Source organism: Myxococcus sp. CA040A (assembly GCF_013336725.1).
GTDB classification, from domain to species: domain Bacteria; phylum Myxococcota; class Myxococcia; order Myxococcales; family Myxococcaceae; genus Myxococcus; species Myxococcus llanfairpwllgwyngyllgogerychwyrndrobwllllantysiliogogogochensis.
The window spans coordinates 58,645-75,580 of record NZ_JABUMR010000018.1 but is presented as its reverse complement, the minus strand read 5'-3'; the positions used below and the strand labels follow the sequence as shown (position 1 = coordinate 75,580).

11 protein-coding genes are annotated in these 16,936 nt (G+C 70.6%); 6 read left to right on the top strand and 5 right to left on the bottom strand.

The features are described 5' to 3' along the window. Positions 1-12: 12 nt before the first annotated feature. The 5 genes from HUA75_RS43805 to HUA75_RS43785 all read left to right on the top strand — a co-directional run bounded on the left by HUA75_RS43805 (position 13) and on the right by HUA75_RS43785 (position 10,581). Positions 13-3,321 carry a carboxypeptidase-like regulatory domain-containing protein gene (locus tag HUA75_RS43805; RefSeq protein ID WP_174489837.1) on the top strand — a complete coding sequence of 1,103 codons (3,309 nt, stop codon included), beginning with the start codon at positions 13-15 and terminating at the stop codon, positions 3,319-3,321. 51 nt (positions 3,322-3,372) lie between these two features. Then, a complete protein-coding gene (locus tag HUA75_RS43800; RefSeq protein ID WP_174489836.1) occupies positions 3,373-3,777 on the top strand; it encodes a TonB family protein in 405 nt (134 codons plus the stop codon). A 35-nt stretch (positions 3,778-3,812) separates the two neighbouring features. Beyond that, the gene (locus HUA75_RS43795) at positions 3,813-7,736 is read left to right on the top strand and encodes a hypothetical protein (RefSeq protein WP_174489835.1); all 3,924 of its coding nucleotides are present in this window, start codon (positions 3,813-3,815) and stop codon (positions 7,734-7,736) included. A gap of 37 nt (positions 7,737-7,773) precedes the next feature. Next, a complete protein-coding gene (gene deoD / locus HUA75_RS43790) occupies positions 7,774-8,499 on the top strand; it encodes a purine-nucleoside phosphorylase (protein ID WP_141644164.1) in 726 nt (241 codons plus the stop codon). 216 nt (positions 8,500-8,715) lie between these two features. Then, positions 8,716-10,581 carry a penicillin-insensitive murein endopeptidase gene (locus HUA75_RS43785; protein ID WP_371746332.1) on the top strand — a complete coding sequence of 622 codons (1,866 nt, stop codon included), beginning with the start codon at positions 8,716-8,718 and terminating at the stop codon, positions 10,579-10,581. A gap of 15 nt (positions 10,582-10,596) precedes the next feature. Here the strand turns inward: HUA75_RS43785 and HUA75_RS43780 are convergent, their stop codons facing one another. From HUA75_RS43780 to HUA75_RS43770, 3 genes are read right to left on the bottom strand one after another with little or no spacing between them, the layout of a single operon-like run. Further along, positions 10,597-12,426, bottom strand: coding sequence for a caspase family protein (locus tag HUA75_RS43780; protein WP_254628089.1), 1,830 nt, complete (start codon positions 12,424-12,426; stop codon positions 10,597-10,599). After that, positions 12,426-13,181, bottom strand: a complete 756-nt coding sequence (locus tag HUA75_RS43775) for a DUF4384 domain-containing protein (protein WP_174489832.1) — start codon at positions 13,179-13,181, stop codon at positions 12,426-12,428. Before HUA75_RS43775 ends, HUA75_RS43780 begins: the two co-directional genes overlap by 1 nt. Then, the gene (locus HUA75_RS43770) at positions 13,178-13,663 is read right to left on the bottom strand and encodes an RNA polymerase sigma factor (protein WP_141644168.1); all 486 of its coding nucleotides are present in this window, start codon (positions 13,661-13,663) and stop codon (positions 13,178-13,180) included. Before HUA75_RS43770 ends, HUA75_RS43775 begins: the two co-directional genes overlap by 4 nt. A gap of 98 nt (positions 13,664-13,761) precedes the next feature. Between HUA75_RS43770 and HUA75_RS43765 the strand changes: the two genes are divergently transcribed. Next, positions 13,762-14,640: an alpha-ketoglutarate-dependent dioxygenase AlkB gene (locus tag HUA75_RS43765; protein ID WP_174489831.1), complete on the top strand. Its 879-nt coding sequence runs from the start codon at positions 13,762-13,764 to the stop codon at positions 14,638-14,640. A gap of 49 nt (positions 14,641-14,689) precedes the next feature. Here the strand turns inward: HUA75_RS43765 and HUA75_RS43760 are convergent, their stop codons facing one another. Together HUA75_RS43760 and HUA75_RS43755 are read right to left on the bottom strand one after the other, a co-directional pair. Continuing rightward, positions 14,690-15,940, bottom strand: coding sequence for a DEAD/DEAH box helicase (locus HUA75_RS43760; RefSeq protein ID WP_141644170.1), 1,251 nt, complete (start codon positions 15,938-15,940; stop codon positions 14,690-14,692). Between the two features lie 57 nt (positions 15,941-15,997). Beyond that, on the bottom strand, positions 15,998-16,903 hold the full coding sequence (locus HUA75_RS43755) for a VWA domain-containing protein (RefSeq protein ID WP_174489830.1): 906 nt from the start codon (positions 16,901-16,903) through the stop codon (positions 15,998-16,000). Positions 16,904-16,936: the final 33 nt, after the last annotated feature.

Genomic DNA, 16,936 nt, shown 5'->3' with positions numbered 1-16,936 from the left:
GTGGGCTCGCGCATGAGGCGATGGTTTGGAATCGGCGCGGGGCTGCTGCTCCTGACACTCTTCCTGGGGCGTCTGTTGCTTGACGGGACGAGCGTGGATGGGCGCGACACCGGAAAGCCTTCCTCCTCTGGCCTCGGAACGGAGGGCCGGGGATTGTCATGGCGCGCGCTGCTCGCGGCGCCCGTCGAGGCGCCCCGAGGTGAGATGAGGGTGCGTGGCGTCGTGCTCGGACCCGATGGGCCTGTCGACGGCGCGGTCGTGGTGGCCACCGAAGCAAAGCCAGACATGCCGTTGCTCAAACAGCCTTGCGACTGTGGCGAGCCCTGTGAGCTGCTGTTGCTGAGCACCCTGTGCCGGACGGAGGGGCTGCTGGACTGGTTGGAATCCGGCGCGGGAGAGACGCCTCCCCTGGCGCGCACCACGACGGACGCGGAGGGGCACTTCACGCTCGCGGGCCTGGAAGCGGGACGGTACGCGGTGTGGGCCGAGGGGCCGCGAGGCGTGGGGTTGAGCGAGGACGTCGCCGCGGGCGGCGAGGAGGTCGAAGTGCGGTTGGGCGGCGAGCCTCCGCTGTCGGGCCAGGTGCGGGACGAGTTCGCGCAGCCGGTGGAGGGCGTCCGCGTCACCGCCATCCTCGTGGCACACAACCGTGCCTTCGAGGTGTCCACGACGTTGGATGGGCGCTTCCAGTTCGCGTCGTTGCCCTTCGGGGACTACAACGTCCTCTTCTCCAAGGAGGGGCTGCTCCCGCAGCGCGTGCAGCTCCGGGGAACCGGCATGCAGCGGCTGGACGTGATGATGCCCCGCGCACGTCGGCTCTCGGGGCGTGTCGTCATGGGAGACGTGCCCATCCCTGGCGCGAGTGTGAGGTGCGGGAACCCATACTGGACGCGCGACGTCGTCACCGACGACCAGGGGCGCTTCACCTTCGAGGCACTGCGGCCTGACCAATATTCGTTCTCCGCCACGCACGGCGAAGCGGTGGCCGAGGAGCGCGTCGGCCTGGCGCCTGGGGGCGACTATCCCGAGGTCGTGCTGGCGCTCGGCAATGCCCTGCTCCTTCCCGGCGAGGTGCGCGACTCCAGGGGCGCGCCCATCGTCGGGGCGAGCATCTCCGCCTGGTTGATGGGGACGCCCGCCGTTCCCCTGGAAAAGCGTGGGACCACGGACGCTCGCGGGGCCTTCACGTTGGGGCCGCTGCTGCACGGCATCTACGCCGTCAATGTCGAGGCACCGGGCTTCCTCGACCATAACGGCGAGGTGCGGCTGGGAGCGGACACCGTGCCGTTCGCCATCGTGTTGCGCGACGCGGTCACGGTGGAGGGAACGGTGGTGGATGCCGAAGGCCGTCCCCTGGCGGGAGCCAGCCTCGCCTTGAGGTCCGCGCGCGACCTGAGTGGCCCGTTCGATGCGTCGGTCATGGCGAGGGATGACCTCGAGTTGGAGAGCAGCGCGAAGACCGAGGAGGACGGCTCGTTCCTGCTCACTTCCGCCGAGGCAGGGGAGCATGGACTGGTCGTCACCCATGACGCGCATCGGCCGACGTGGCTTCCGGTGACGTCACCTCGGAAGGGGCTCCGGGTGGTGCTCACGCCGGGCGCCACGGTGAGCGGCGAGGTGCTGAGCGAGACGGGCGCTCCGGTGCGCTCCGCCCAGGTGGACGTGGTGCCGGTGGTGTCGGAGGTGGCGGGCGCTCACGACAAGAGGGCGTTCACGGATGCGAGGGGCCGCTTCGCGCTCCAGGGCATCGAGGAGGGGCGGCACCACCTGGTGGTCACCCAGAAGGAGTCGGAGACGCTGCGCCAGTTGACCACGCCAATCGAGGTGCGGGGGCTTCAGCCCGTGTATGCGCGCCTCCAGTTCCTCGCGGGACTGTCCCTCTCGGGCGTCGTCGAGGACGGGGATGGCCGTCCCGTCGATGGAGCCCAGGTGCGTGCGCAGCCGGCAGGGAAGGCCGTGGTGGTGCGACCTCAAAGCGACGGCTCCAGCCGCATCCTGTCGCACCCGGGACCATCGACGGGCAAGACCGACGAAGGAGGGCGCTTCACGCTGAGCCACCTCGTTCCGGGCGCGTACTCGCTCACGGTGCGAGGCAGTGGCTATTCACTGGATGCGACCCGGACGCAGGGGGCCTCGACGACCAGGGGCCAGACCTCCGTGCCCGTCGAGGCGGGCGACGCCGAGGTGCGCCTGGTGATGCGCCGGGACGTGGGCATCCGGGGGCGGTTGGTTCGTGAGGATGGCACTCCCGTCACCCGGTTCCAGTTGTGGGACGGCACCGTCACGAACGCTCGGGGCGAGTTCTTTCGGGGTCCCCTCACCGGGGGGAAGCTGACGCTCCACTTCACCGCCCCCGGCTTCGCGAAGCTGTCGCTCACGGTGGAGGTCGTGGAGGGGCAGTCCCTGGACCTGGGAGCGGTGGTCCTCCACCAGGGACGGCCGCTGCGGGGGCGCGTGACGGACGCGGCGACGGGAAGGCCCGTGGCGGGAGCGCTGGTGGACGTGGGCGACGTCCCCGAGGATGCCGAGGGCTGGGAGCGCCAGGCTCGGCCCAACGAGGAGGCGGGAGCGGCGAGGACGCGGCAGGATGGCACCTTCACCTTGCCGCATGTCATGGAGCGACCGTATGCGCTCGTCGTGACGCACGCTTCGTATTCACAGAAGCGCCTGTTGCTCGGCGCGGGGCAGGACGAGGTCACGGTGGCGCTCGATGCGGGGGCCACGCTGCGCGGCACCGTGAGCGGCTTGAAGACAGGCGATGGCACGGTGGTCCTCTCGGGCGCGGCGAGTGGCTTCCGGAGGGAGGTGCGGGTCGTCTCCGGTCGCTTCGAGCAAGGAAGTGTCCCTCCCGGCACCTATCTCGTGGCTGTCCAGCCCCATGTCCACGAAGAGGAGGAGCCCGCGTCGCGCCCCGTGTTCATGGCGCGGCACGTCCAGGTCCCTGCTACCGGCACGGTGACAGTGGACTTCGAGGCGCGTCGGGACGGGGTGACGCTCCACCTGCGGGTCGAGGGGGCCTGCGAGGACTCCGTGGCCATCCTCGTGCCAGGGTCGGTGCCCGCTCCGAGCACTCCGGGGGAATTGGTGCTTCTTCAGTCCATGTACTCGCGGGAGCCGGCGAGGGAGGGCGGTGGCTGGACGTTCCGCTCGCAGCCGGAGGGGGCCTATACGGCCTTCGTCTTTCGAAAGGACGCGCAGCATCCCTTCAGTGTCGTGCGCGAGGAGTTGACGCTTCCGGGGACGGGGGAGGTGTCGCTCGAGTTGCTGCCCTCATGGACGCTGCTGCCGGAGAAGCTGCTGATGAAGATGGAGTGGAACTGACGGCGTGAGGCCCCTTCGCGGCGCGGTCCGTGGCGACTACCATTGCGCGCCATGCTCCGCCTCCGTCCGCTGTCTGTCGTGGCCCTGCTCATGCTGGTCGTCGCGCCGCTGGCGCTCGCCGCCGGTGGGACCCCCCAGCTCCAGGCCTTCTTCCAGCCCGAGCTGACGAGCGCCGCGTATCAGCAGCGCGCCTACTCCCAGGTCGCCGGCAAGTGGAAGCAGCCCGCGCGCAAGGGGCTGCCCGCCGTGGGACGCAGGACGGTGGTCCAGGCGGTGATTGGCCGGGATGGCAAGCTCGTCACCGCGGTCGTCTCCCAGGAGTCGGGCTCCAAGGTCTGGGATGCCGCCGCGCTGTCCGCCGTGCAGAAGGCCGCGCCGTTCGCGCCGCTGCCCAAGGACTACGCCCTGGCCACGCTCGACGCGCACTTTCATGTCGCGTGGGTCGCCGCACCTTGAACACCTCGCAGCGCTCGTTCGTCTCGGTGCCACCGATGAAACGCTCGTCCCCGTCGTTCGCGCTCCTGCTCCTTCTCGCGCTTGCCCTGGCCGCGTCGCCCGTCGAGGCCGCGCGCAAGCCTCGAAGCATCCAGAGCGCGACGAGCGTCGAGAAGCTCTGGTCCGAGTCCCAGCACGTCTATGTGAAGGGAGACGTCGGCGTCTCCGAGGAGCAGCTCGAGGAACTGGAGGCCTGGCTCGCGACGAACGCGCCCCACTGGACGGTGGTGTTCCTCTGGAGCGCGGCGGGGGAGCGCTTCGTCGACGCCGAGGGCACGACCTTCACGGGTATCGACGCCGCGTTGCATGCCCTGGGCAAGGGGTTGTCCAATCGCACCCGCTTCGGCGCGCTGAAGCATCCGAAGACGCAGGAGCCGGACGGCGCCGTGTTCGTGCTGTCCCTGGCGGAGCGGAACCTGTCGTATTTCGGCTCGGAGGCGCAGGACCGGCGCAAGGCGGGCGAGGCCCAGTGGAAGGGCGACCTGGATGCTCCGGCCATCGAGGCCATGCGCAACGGTGGTCGCATCATCGACGCGGCGAAGAACACCGTGACGCTCGTCGACTCGCGGGTGGCCTCCGCCATCGACCAGGAGGTGGCCGAGCGCAACCGGCTCCTCGAGTCCCTGCGGGGCCGGCTCCTGGCGATGCGGGAGGAGGTGCCGCGCCTCTCCGCGCAGCGGCTCGCGGCCTTCGGGACGGCGCTTCCCTCGGGGCTGACCGCGGCCGCCGTGGACCTTCCTGGCGCGGAGCAGCAGGTCCTCCATGCCCTCGCGCTGCTGACACCTCTGGAGAAGGCCGACCTCGCGAAGGCGACGGCGGTTCATGACGGACTGCGGACGCGTCTGGACGGGCTGCGCGTGGCGATGGAGACGCACCGTGCCGCGTCCGAGCGACTCAAATCGCTGGAGTCCGCGCAGGTGACGCTGTCCGCGCATCCGTTGGCCGCGTTTGCGTCCGAGCGGCTCACGCTGCTGCGCACGGAGACGGAGACGGCGCGCGGCGCGGTGCGCGACATGACGCTCGCTCATGGCGGCGCGCTCACGTCGGCCGAGGCGGCACGCGCGAAGGTCACCGAGACGCTGGATGCCGCGGGACGGGATGGGCAGCGGCTCACGGAGCTGGCGGGCCTGCTGGAGCGCCTCGCGACGAGGCCGGAGGTCGAGGACTTCCAGGAGCCGCTCACCTCAGCCCGGCTGGCACTGGGGCAGGCTCGCGAGGCGTATGATGCGAGAGCCTCCACATACGGCGAGCTGCTGCGAGCGACTGAGGACTCCTACCGCACGGCAGTCGCGTCGGCGGACGAGGCGGAGCAGGCCCGGAGGACGCGCAACCAGGGCGGGGCGGCGGGTGGCGCGGGCCTGCTCCTCGCGGGTGTCTGGGCGCGTCGTCGCCGCAACGCGAGTCGGCGCAAGGCCACCGAACTGCATGCCCGCTGGCGCACGGCCATCGACGAGAAGACCCACGCGCTCTTCGGCCTCCTGGAGCGCACGCACCTGTGCGCCGGCAAGTCCCGAGAGGACATCGAGAAGCGCTTCGCGGGAATCACCCGGGAGCGCGGGCAGCAGCTTGCCTCCGATGTGGACGAACTCTTCCTGCTCGCCACCGCCGCCGCGCGCGTGCTGCATCGGGCCGAGGAACTGCTCGAGGGCTCGGGTATGACGAAGGCCCTGGGAGCGCATCTGGGGACGGCTCGCTACGAGCAGGTCACCCGCTTGCTGCGCGACGAGCCCATCGTCTTCCACCCCGACGAAGGCGTGGAGGACGTGCTGCGCGGACCGCGCACGGAGGCGCAGCGGCTCATCGGCGACCTGAAGAGCTATCAGCCCTTCTCGCTCTCCTTCGAGGCCTTGCTGGAGGCGTTCAACACCCATGCCGAGCGGGCCCTTGTGCTGGTGGACTCGCTGGAGAAGGCTCCGACGACTTCGGTGGACTCGGTGAAGGTGCTGGAGTCCTTCTCGGCCGAGCTGAAGACGACCGCCTCCGGGGACGCGGTGCTTCGCGTGAAGGACGTCATCGGTCACGTCACGCCGTGCCTGGACGCACTCGCGAAGCAAGCGAGGTCCCTGTTGGGCATGGACCCGCTCGCCGCGCTGGAGGGGCCGCTCGCGCAGGGCGCGCGACGGATGGATGATGCACTGGCGCTCGTCACCGTGTTGGACGTGGCCGCGCGCGAGGTGCTCCCGGTGGTGACGCAGGCGGGAAAGGCGCTGGGGGGCGCGGGCCTTTCGCGCCGGTGGTTGGATGACGCGCTCGCGGCCCTGGGACATACGGCGGAGGAGACCGCGAAGGCGCTGGTGGACCAGCCGGTGAAGGAGTCCGTCGAGGTGCTGGGGCAGTCCTTCTCGGCGCTGGCCACGCGAGCGACGGAAGCGGACGAGTTGGTGGCGCTCTCGGCCCGGGCGCGAGATTCCCTGGCGCGCGTGGAGAAGGAAACGGCGAAGGCCCGCGCGGAGCTGGGGCAGTCGATGGACAAGCCCGCCTCGGCGATGCTTCGCGAGAAGGACGCGGACCCGACGGACCGGCATGCCTCTGGTGCCCACTCCTTGACGGAGGCGCGAGCGGCCCTCGGTGAGGGACAGCTGGATGCGGCGCTCACGGCGCTCACGGCCACCCTGACGCGCGTGGGCGAAGTGGAGGCGCTCATCGCCGGCAGCCACGAGGCCCGGAAGAACTTCGCGGCCCGGCGGGATGCGTGCCGTGCGGAGGCCCGGCGTCTCGAGGTGCGCGTGGCGGATGGCACCGTGCTGCTCGAGGCGCTGACACGTGGCTATCGCCCCTCCGCGTTGCGGCTGCGGCCGGAGGACCCGGTGCATCCGGAGGCCAACGGCACGGTGCAGGACAACCTCGCCGAGGTGGCCCTTCATCGAGGTGAGGCGGCGAAGCGCCTGGCGGAGTCGGAGCTGGCGTATGCGGAGGCCCGATTGCTGGCCACCGCCGCGTTGCTGACGGAGGTGGAGGCGCGCCATGCCCGGGTCCACGCCCGGCTCGATGAAGTCGAGGAGAAGTCGCGGAGACTCCAGTCCACCGAGGAGGGCAATGCCCGCACGCTGCTCGTGGCCCAGGGCCTCATCACGGCCTGTGACACCGACGCCTCCGATGCCCGCACGATGCAGCCCACGCGCACGGCCCGCGATGCAGCCCGGCAGCTCCTCCTGGCGGCGGTGACCGCCGCGGACACGCGCCCCGCGGACCCCTTCGACGCCGCCGAGCGGCTCGCCGCCGCCTGCCTGTCGCTGGAGCAGGTGCGGCAGACCGCCGCCTCGGACCGGGCCCACCACGCCCAGGCCGAGGAGAGCCTGGCCTCGGCGGACCGCGCCCTGTCCTTCGCGGACCAGTGGATTCGTCAGGCCGCCAACGACGGCATCACCGACAGCCGCGCGACGACGGTCGCCATCAACGCCCTGGTGACGCTGCGTCGCGAGCTCGACACGACGATGAAGGACTTCGCGAAGCCGCATGGAGACTGGGTGGCCTTCGACCGGGTGGCGGACCGCATCGCCTCCGAGGCCGCGCGCAAGTCGGCGGACCTGCGCGGAGAGCTGCGCGCCGCCGAGGAGGCCTCCGACGCCATCCGGTCCGCCGCCAGCCTCGTGCAGAGCGCCGCGACCTGGCGGGGCAGGGCGGGAGGCTCCCAGCTCGACTCGGCACGGCGCGCGCTCGACAAGGGGCTCTATCCGGAGGCCCTGCGGTCGGCGGACTCGGCGACGCGCGAGGCTCGTGACGCCATCGAGGAGGCCGAGCGCGAGGAGGAGCGGCGCCGCGAGGAGGCCCGTGAGCAGGCGCGGGCTCGCGAGTCGTCCTCGTCCAGCTCGTTCTCGTCCAGCTCGTCCTCTTCGAGCAGCGACTCGGGCTTCTCCAGTTCTTCCTACAGCAGCGGTTCTTCTGGGAGCGGCTCGGGGTTCGGCAGTTCGAGTTGGTAATCGCGGGCAGGCGCACGGAGCGTTATGGTGCGCCCCCATGGCAACCCCTCATATCTCCGCCGCACCCGGCGACTTCGCCGACGTGGTGCTGATGCCCGGCGACCCCCTCCGGGCCCGCTATATCTCCGAGCGCTTCCTGGAGGACGCCCGGGGCGTCACCTCCGTGCGCAACATGTTCGGCTTCACCGGCACCTATCAGGGCCGCAGGATTTCGGTGATGGGACACGGCATGGGCGTGCCGTCCATCTCCATCTATGCCACCGAGCTCATCAAGGAATATGGCGCCCGCGTCCTCATCCGCGTGGGGAGCTGCGGCGCGCTCCGCCCGGACGTGAAGCTGCGGGACGTCATCGTCGCCACCGGGGCCGGCACGGACTCGAAGGTGAACCGGATGCGGCTGCTGGACCACGACTTCGCGGCCGTGCCGGACTTCCAGCTCGCCCGGTGGGCGATGGAGGCGGCGGAGCGACGGAGCAAGGCCGTGCGCGCGGGCACCGTCTTCACGTCCGACCTGTTCTACCACCCGCAAGAGCAGCTCACCGCCACGCTGGTGCGCATGGGCGTGCTGGCCATCGAGATGGAGGTTGCTGGCTTGTACGGCGTAGCAGCCGAGTTCGGTGCGCGCGCCCTGGCCCTGCTCACCGTGTCGGACCACCTCCAGACGGGTGAGGCCCTCTCCCCGCAAGACCGGCAGACCTCGTTCGACGAGATGATTGAGCTGGCGCTCGACGTCGCACTCAAGGTGCCGGCGCCGGCGCCCTGACGCGGACATTCTCGCGCGGGAAGTGTGGCCCTGGCCACGCAGAGAGCGCCCCCCGGGGCAGGGGGGCGCCAAAAAATCAGGGCGGGGCTTTGTGCTCGAACGATTCTCGGGCCATCCTCCGGCCCGGTGCGTTACCCCCTCTGGCTCCTATTGGTTTGCGCCGGCTGTGCCGCGCGCGTGGCTCCCCCCTCTGGCGGCGAGGCTGCCCTTGCGTCCGTGCGTTCGGAAGGACTGACGCCTGGGCGAGAGCAGGTGCCTCCGGCACCGGTTGAAGCCGTGCCGATTGCCTCGGCGGAGGGGGCGACTTCCGGGGCCGCCGCTGTCGTGGCCCAGGCTTCCGACGAGAGCTGCGCGCTGTCGGCGGAGGACCTGGAGGACGAGGCGGCGGAGGCCGGCGAGGGTGAAGGCGACGACGGCGAGGGCGAGACGCCGGTGGTGGGCGGCGAGGTGCCGACGGGGCCGCTGTACTCGGCGGAGGTGTCCGATGAGGACCTGACGCGGCGCTGGAAGGAAGACATCGCGTCGCTCGGCTCCATGGCGGTGGGTTTCGCGCACAGCGGCCGGCTGGTGAACTCCGTGCAGTTCCCCCGGGGCGACGACTGGATTGTCGTGTCGCCGGAGATTGCGTGGGGCACGCAGGAGAGCATCGACTACCTGGTGTCGGCCATTCGCGAGGTGCGCTCGAAGTACCCGGAAGCGCCGCCCATCCGCGTCAATGGCATCAGCAACAAGGAGGGCGGCTACAAGCGTCCTCACAAGAGCCACCAGAATGGCCGGGACGTGGACGTCGGCTTCTATTACCCGACGGTGGACCCCATCCGTGAGCGCGAGCGCGAGAAGTACATCAACGTGCCGCTCAACTGGGCGTTCATCCGCGCGGTCGTCACCAAGACGGACATCCAGCTCATCCTCGTGGACAAGCGCGTGCAGAAGGTCCTTTACGACCATGCGCTCGCGGTGGGCGAGGACAAGGCGTGGTTGGACTCGCTGTTCAGCCCGGTGGGCATCATCCGGCACGCGCGTCGGCATCGGGACCACTTCCACCTGCGCTTCCACAACCCGAGGGCGCAGGAGCTGGGGCGCAGGGTGCAGCCGCTCCTGTCGTTGCAGCCCGAGCACAACGTGATGGTGCACCGCGTGCGCTCCGGTGACACGCTGGGCGGCATCGCGCTGAAGTACGGGTCGACGGTGTCCATGATTCGCAAGGCGAACCGCATGCGGAACAACTTCCTGCGTGCTGGCCAGCGGTTGTCGGTGCCGCTGCGGGGACCGTGCACGAACTGCCCCGTGCCGCCGCCCTTCGTGCTGCCGCCCCGGCAACTGCCGCCCGAGCCGAAGGCTCCCGCGATGGCCGTCGCCACGAGCGCCGCGCCCACGATGGATGCAGCGCTCGCGACGAACTGCGCGAAGCCCACGCCCATTGCCAAGACGGTAAAGCCGGCTGCCGCGCCCGTTGCTGAGGCGGTGAAGCCGGCCGCCGCGCCTGTTGCCGAGGCGGTGAAGCCGGCCGCCGCGCCTGTTGCCGAGATGGTGAAGCCGGCCGCCGCGCCTGTTGCCGAGACGGTGAAGCCGGCCGCCGCGCCCGTTGCCGAGGCAGGGAAGCCGGCCGCCATGCCTGTCGCCGAGACTGTGAAGCCCGCTGCCGCGCCCGTTGCCGAGACTGTGAAGCCGGCCGCCGCGCCTGTTGCCGAGACGGTGAAGCCGGCCGCCGCGCCCGTTGCCGAGGCGGGGAAGCTCGTTGCCATGCCTGTCGCCGAGACGGTGAAGCCGGCCGCCGCGCCCGTTGCCGAGGTGGTCAAGCCCGCTGCCATGCCTGTCGCCGAGACGGTGAAGCCGGTTGCCGCACCTGTCGTCGAGGTAGTGAAGCCCGCTGCGCCCGTTGCCGAGACGGTGAAGCCCGCCGCCGCGCCCGTTGCCGGAGCGGTGCAGACCACCATCCCAGTCGCTGCGTCTGCGCAGGCGGCCTCATTGCCAGTCGCCGGGTCGGTGCCGTCCGCTTCGGCTACGGCCGTGCCCGCGTCGCCGGCCTCGGTGCATGGTGCCTCGGAGGGCTCGTCCGCCGGTATCTCCCACGGACGCTGAACCTCGAGCGCTTCGCTAGAAGCGCGTCCTCACCCCCAGGTCCAGTGCGGGCAGGAACTTCACCTCGGTGAAGTCGTCCATCCGGAGGACGGCCACGGGCAGTCGTCCTCCGATGAGCAGCGCGAGCTGGGGCATGACGAAGACCGCGATGGACCCCACGGGAGCGACAGCGGGTCCAACGGTCCACAGCGTCTCGCCCGACCGGCTCTGCACGACAAGCTGCATGCTGGCCTCGACGCCGCCGGTGAACTCCACGATGCGGGCCTGCTTCTTCCACGCGTAGCCCACGCCCAGCCCCGTGATGAACTCCCGGTCCTCCTGGTGCGGCCCCTGGCCCAGCTCCAGCGAGAAGGTCATTCCGCTCGACTCCGTCCGGGACAGTTCCAGTCGGAACGACACCAAGGCCCCGTCCGGATCGATCACCGTCTGACGCGCTCCCACCGTCAGGCTCAGCGCACGGCTCCCAGGAGGATTCTGGAATCGTGACATGGGCAGGGGCGGTGGCGGCAGTGCCTGTTCGAACACCGACTTCTCGGCCACGGGCTCCAGCGCGCCGACCGCCAGGGGTTCCGAAGTCGGAGGCTCCGGAGACTCCACCGAGACCGTGCCAGCCTCGGCCGCGGCCCGGCGCGTGGCGGCCTCCTCCCAGGGACGAGGTTCCTCCGGCGCCGTCCTGGAGGTCTTCGCACCGGGCGCCTGCCCAGGCTGCACCGGAGCCGCCGACGCCGGCCAGTTCCACTCCTCGGGTGACGAGGAGGAGACGGCCGTCCGCGCCACCGGCTCCGAGCCCCCCTTCCTTCCACCGACGAGAGGCGCGGGGGCCACGAGCTGAAGGTCTTCCCACCGCACCTTCTGAACCTGTCCCGACGGCGCGCGCACCGTGCCCTGGTGCTGCTTGCCCGCGCGCCATGCCCGCAGCTCGTACTCCCCGGGAGGCACCGCGAGCCGGGGCACCGCGCCCGGCCCCAGCTCCGCGAGCACCTGTCCCCGCCCGGGACGCAGCAACAACGCGCGCTCGAAGTCGGAGGGCAGCTCCAGGGCCGTGCCCGGGCTGGGGAGCTGGGTGAGGATCAGCTCGCCCTTGCCCGTCAGCCGGTAGTCATAGGCGGGATGCTGCGCGCCCGTCAGCACGTCTGCGGTGGCGGAGACCGTATGCGCATAGGCGTACTGATACGCCTCCGCCAGCGTCACCAGCCCATCGCCGGAGGCATCCGCCGCCCCGCGCAGCCCGGACACCAGATGGTGCGTGAAGAGCGAACCGCCGACCTCGCGAGACTCCAGCGCCAGCTCGTCCTCCGCGCTGGAGGTGAGCAGCGCATGCCCGGTGCTGTGCACCTCGTCCGTCAAGCGCAGCTCGAAGGAGGGGCCGGGTCGTCCGCCCTTGAAGCGCAGCAGCGCGCCGCTGCGGCAACTGTCGACGATGGCCAGCCGCACATCCGCGTGCGTCGCGTCCAGCCACCGGCGCAGCTCCGCATACAGCAGTCGCTCCGTGCCCAGCTCCAGGGCCACGCCATCCGAGTGCCCGGAGAAATAGAAGAGCAGCACCACCCGCGTGTCCGGCGTGACGCGAAGCGAGTCGACCTTCCGCGCGGCGGCGTCCAACGCGGCGCGCACCGTGGCCAGGTTCTCGCCCTGCAGGACGATGAGGTCCGAGGGTGGCACGTCTCCCAGCTCGGAGAGGACTCCGGCGAGCTTGACCGCGTCGGCCTCGGCGTAGCGCAACGGAGGCCGCTCGCCACTGCCGACGTTGTGGCCGACCAGCACCGCGATGCGCCGGGTCCCCGCCTGGGCGGGCAGGGCGGCGCAACACACGAAGGCGAGGACGAGGCAGCGGATGAAGGTCATCACGGCTGGGTCTTCTCGAAGAGGAAGGAGGCCTGTGCTCCGGCGGGAACCGGCAACCTCGTGCGGTCTCGGATGACGTCAGCCCCCCCGGCCGAGATTTCACGCAGTGCGGGAGCCACGGACTCGATGGACAGCGGCTTGCGAGAGAACAGGGCGAACAGTCGCTCGGGGCCCGGGGCGCTGTCGAGCACCACGCTCCCCGGAATCTCCAGCGGCAGCCCCCTCGAGGGCAACAGGCCGCTCTCGGTTCCCCCGAACGGGAAGTAGGTGCTCACCTGTCCCGCGCCATCCACGGAGACGACGAGGACGTAGGGCAGCCCCAGTCCCTCGACGACGAAGCGCACCTGGTCGCCCGCGGCCAGCGCCTCGCCTTCCTCCACCTTCCACGTGCGCTCGCCGCGGTGCGCGAAGAGCTGGAGCACCGCGCCTCCCTTGAGGGCGAGCTCGGGCTCCTCGACAGAGGGGATGGCGACGAGCGCGAGCAGGAGCAGCACCGCCGACGAGAGGGCCAGGGCGGGAGCCCACCATCGCCAGCGGTGTCCCCACGGCGACACGCGGGTGGGGAGCCGGTCGGCGCGGGGGAGCACATAGGCGGTGAAGTGGCGGCGCAGCGACGCCAGCTCGTCCGCGCGGGTGCGACACGTGAGGCAGGTGTCCAGGTGGGCCTGGGTGGCACTGCGCTCCTGGGGGGAGAGCGCATCCATCGCGAGGGCATCCAGCTTGAGGCTGGAGACGTGGGAGGGGGCGGTGTTCATGAGGGGGGCCTCCCGGCGAGCGTGTGTGCGTGCCGGTGGAAGTCTGCGAGCCGGTTGACGACGGTGCGACGGGAGATGCCGAGCACCTGGGCGACCTCGTCCTGGGTCATCCCATCGGCGAGGTGCAGCCAGGCGACCTCGGCCGCCTTGGGGGGCGCGGTGGTGATGAGGCGGCGAGCGAGGTCCCGGTCCTCCAGGAGTCGCTCGGCGTCGACGCCCGGTGCCTCGGGAAGCTCTCCGACGGGCACGGCGCGGCGGCGGCGGTCCCGGGCCTGGTTGAGGCAGTAGTTGGTGGCCACGCGGTAGATCCACGCGAGGGCGTGGTGGGCATCCGGGGCGCGGGCCAACTGCCGGTGCAGGCGAAGGAAGGTCTCCTGGGCCGCGTCGGCGGCCGCGGCGTCGTCGCCCAGAATCTGGCGGCAGCGGGCATACAGGGCGGGCCCGTAGGTGCGGTAAAGCGCATGGAGGCGGTCTTCGGACATGGTGGTTTCGCGTTCCGGCCTCCCTACCAACACCCGGGGTGTCCGGATTGCGCAACAGGCGCTCCGGACAGAGCGGGTGTGGTAGCACGGGGGCGCCCATGGCCCTTCCCCCCCGCCGTGGCCCCTCGCTGGCCCAGAAGGCCCGCCAGCGCACTCCGGGTCACCACTACAACGCGAGCTTCCTGTCCGCCGCGGACCGGATGGAAATCCTCAACTGGCTCGGTGGGCTCCACCCGCTCTGGGAGGAGCGCTACTCCACGCACTTCCCGCCCCCGCCGGGACAGCAGCAGCGGCGCCTGCTGCGGCCGGTGTACTGGCTGGGAAACTGGCAGTTCGCGTGCCTGGACTACTACCGCCCCCCCAAGGGAATCCTGAACCGGTGCGTCAAGGCGGAGCCCTTTCCGGCGGTGCTCCAGCGGCAGGTGGACAAGGTGGAGGACCTGGCGCGGCGCATGTTCCGGGGGCCGGACATGCCCAAGGGCTGGCACCTCAACACCTGTCTGGTGAACTTCTACGGCAGTCGCCTGGAGGATGACCGCTGGGTGGACACGGCGCGGGTGGGCGAGCACAAGGACTTCGAGCCGGGGCCGGTGGCCTCGCTGTCCTTCGGAGAGCGGGCGCTCATCCAGTTCGTCACGTCCTCACGGCCCGGTGAGCGCGACGCGGTGGTGCTGGAGCAGTGGCTGGATGACGGCTCGTTGGAGCTGTTCGGCGGGACGCGGTGGAAGGAAGAGACGTTCCACCGGGTGCAGCGGGTGGACACACGCGAGGGGCATGACCTGGCGCCGAAGCTGCCGGACTTCCGCACGCGGCGCATCAACCTGACGTTCCGCTACGTGCCGGATGCGCACGTGATGCCCTTCGCGAAGCTGTCCGACGAGGCGCGCGAGGACGTGCGCGGCTACATGGCGCAGCTCGCCAAAGGCAGCGCCTTCTTCCGCGCGGAGCTGGAGCGCGAGCGCCCCGCTTCCCCCTGACGCGAACCCCCGTCGCCGGGGGTGGGTGGCCCTGGAGCCCTCGGCCTGGTCAGCGCTTGCGATGCGTGCGGGCGTGTCGGCCTTCGGGCCGCCGCTGCTCGCGCTTGGGCGCCTCCGATTCCTGCTGCGCCGGGCCCGGGTTCTTCTGTGAGGCGAGGAACTGGGCCCACGCCTCCTGGAACACGGGGTCCTCGCGAGGCACCGGCACTCGGGGAATCTGTCCGCGCATGACGCGCTCAATCTGCGCGACGACTTCCTTGTCCTTGGGGATGGCGAACGTGGAGGCCACGCCGCTGGCCTGCGCGCGCGCGGTGCGACCGATGCGGTGCACGTAGTCCTCGGGTGAATGGGGCAGGTCGTAGTTGATGACCTGTCCCACGTCCTCCACATCCAGGCCGCGCGCGGCGATGTCCGTGGCGACGAGGCACCGGTACGTCCCCTTGCGGAAGCCCTCCATCGCCTGGCGACGCTGGTTCTGCGTCCGGTCCGCGTGCAGCACCGCGCTCTTGTGGCCCGCGCGCTGGAGGATGCGCATCACCTTGTCCGCGCGCTCCTTCGTCTTCGTGAAGACGAGCGCCGTCGTCGAATCCTCCGCCAGCAGCGTGAGCAGCAGCGAGGACTTCTCCTCGGCCTTGACGATGTAGAGCCGCTGCTCGGCCCGCTCGGCGGGAGTCCCGCTGCGAGTCACCTCCACGCGCACGGGACGGTACAGCCGCTCGCGGGCGAACTCGGTGACGTCCGGCCCCAGCGTCGCGGAGAACAGCAGCGTCTGCCGACGGCGGGGCAGGGCCTCGAAGATGCGCTCGAGTTGAGGGAAGAAGCCCATGTCGAGCATCCGGTCGGCCTCGTCGAGCACCAGGGCCTCCAGCTTGCTGAAGTCCACCATGCCGTTCTCCAGCAGGTCCACCAGGCGGCCAGGCGTGGCGAGCACGAAGGTGGGCTGGGCCTTGAGGGCCTCCACCTGGGCGCCCATGTCCTCGCCGCCGATGACCACGGCGTGCGTCAGGCCGCGGGCCTCGGCGAAGACCTGCACGGGCTCGGCGATCTGCTGGATGAGCTCGCGGGTGGGGGCGAGCACCAGGCCGAGCGTGCCCGACTTGCTGTGGAAGCGCTCCACGAGGGGCAGCACATAGGCGGCCGTCTTGCCCGTGCCGGTGGCCGCGCAGCCGATGATGTCCTTGCCCGAGAGGGCAGGGGGAATCGCCTGGGATTGGATGGGGGTGGGCTGCGTGAAGCGCACCCGGCGCAGGGCGCCGAGGGTGGCCTTGGACAGTCCGAGCCGTTCGAAGGATTCACTCACGGCTTCGGGGTATCACGGCGCGAGGCTCCGTGGGAAAGAGCCTCGACCGACACTGTCCTACGTCGTGGCTCGCAGCTTCTGGGCCCAGGGCTCCAGCGCCCGCAGGATGCCCTTCACCCGCTCGGGGGGCTTGCCGGAGTCCCGAAGGCGCTTGGCGATGGCGTCGAGGTGGGGGACGGCGCGCTCGGTGAGGGCCACCAGCGCGGCGGCGACGTCGCAGGTGTCCACCGCGTCATCCATGCAGATGACCCTGTCGCCCATGACGATGCGCCAGAAGTCCTCGCAGTAGCCCCTCCGCCGCTGGTCCGGGATGAGGAAGAACGGGTGGAACGTCCGCTCCAGCCGCTCGACGGCCTGGTAGATGGGCATGTCCTTGTCGAGCGTGTCTCCGATGAGGGACTTCACCTGGGTCAGGGACACGTTCTCCAAGGCCGGCTCGTCGCCCGTCATGAAGAAGTAGCCCTTCTTCCCGCGCTTCTCGAAGCAGTCCATCGAGGTGTGCTCGGCGGCGAAGTACATGCCCAGTTCGTACGACTCGCCGGGGTTCGAGCCACCGCCGCGCTCCAGGAACATCCAGGTGAGCCACTGGTCCAGCTGATTCTCGGAGGACTCGAACTGGCCGACCTGGAGCGGGGCGCGGTCGAAGAACGCGTCACCCACCGCCATGAAGAGCACCTGCGGGTCGGGGATGCCCGCCTCCATCAGGTCCTTCATGAACGAGGGGAACGTCTGGCGCGCGAGGCTCTCGGGGATGTTGCCCATGGAGCCCGTCACGTCGAGCGCCATGACGACGGCGAGCGAGTTCGGGTGGGCCGCGCTGTCGCGGCTCTCGCGGAACTTCACCCCCAAGGGGTCCATCTGGGGATGGCAGGCGCGCTGCTTGAACACTTCCTGAGGCGGCAGCTCGCTGCGAGCCTTCGTCATCGCCTCATGCGCCTTGTGGCTGTAGCTCCCGTAACCCATGACTGAAAGACCCCCTCGGTGGAGACACCGCGA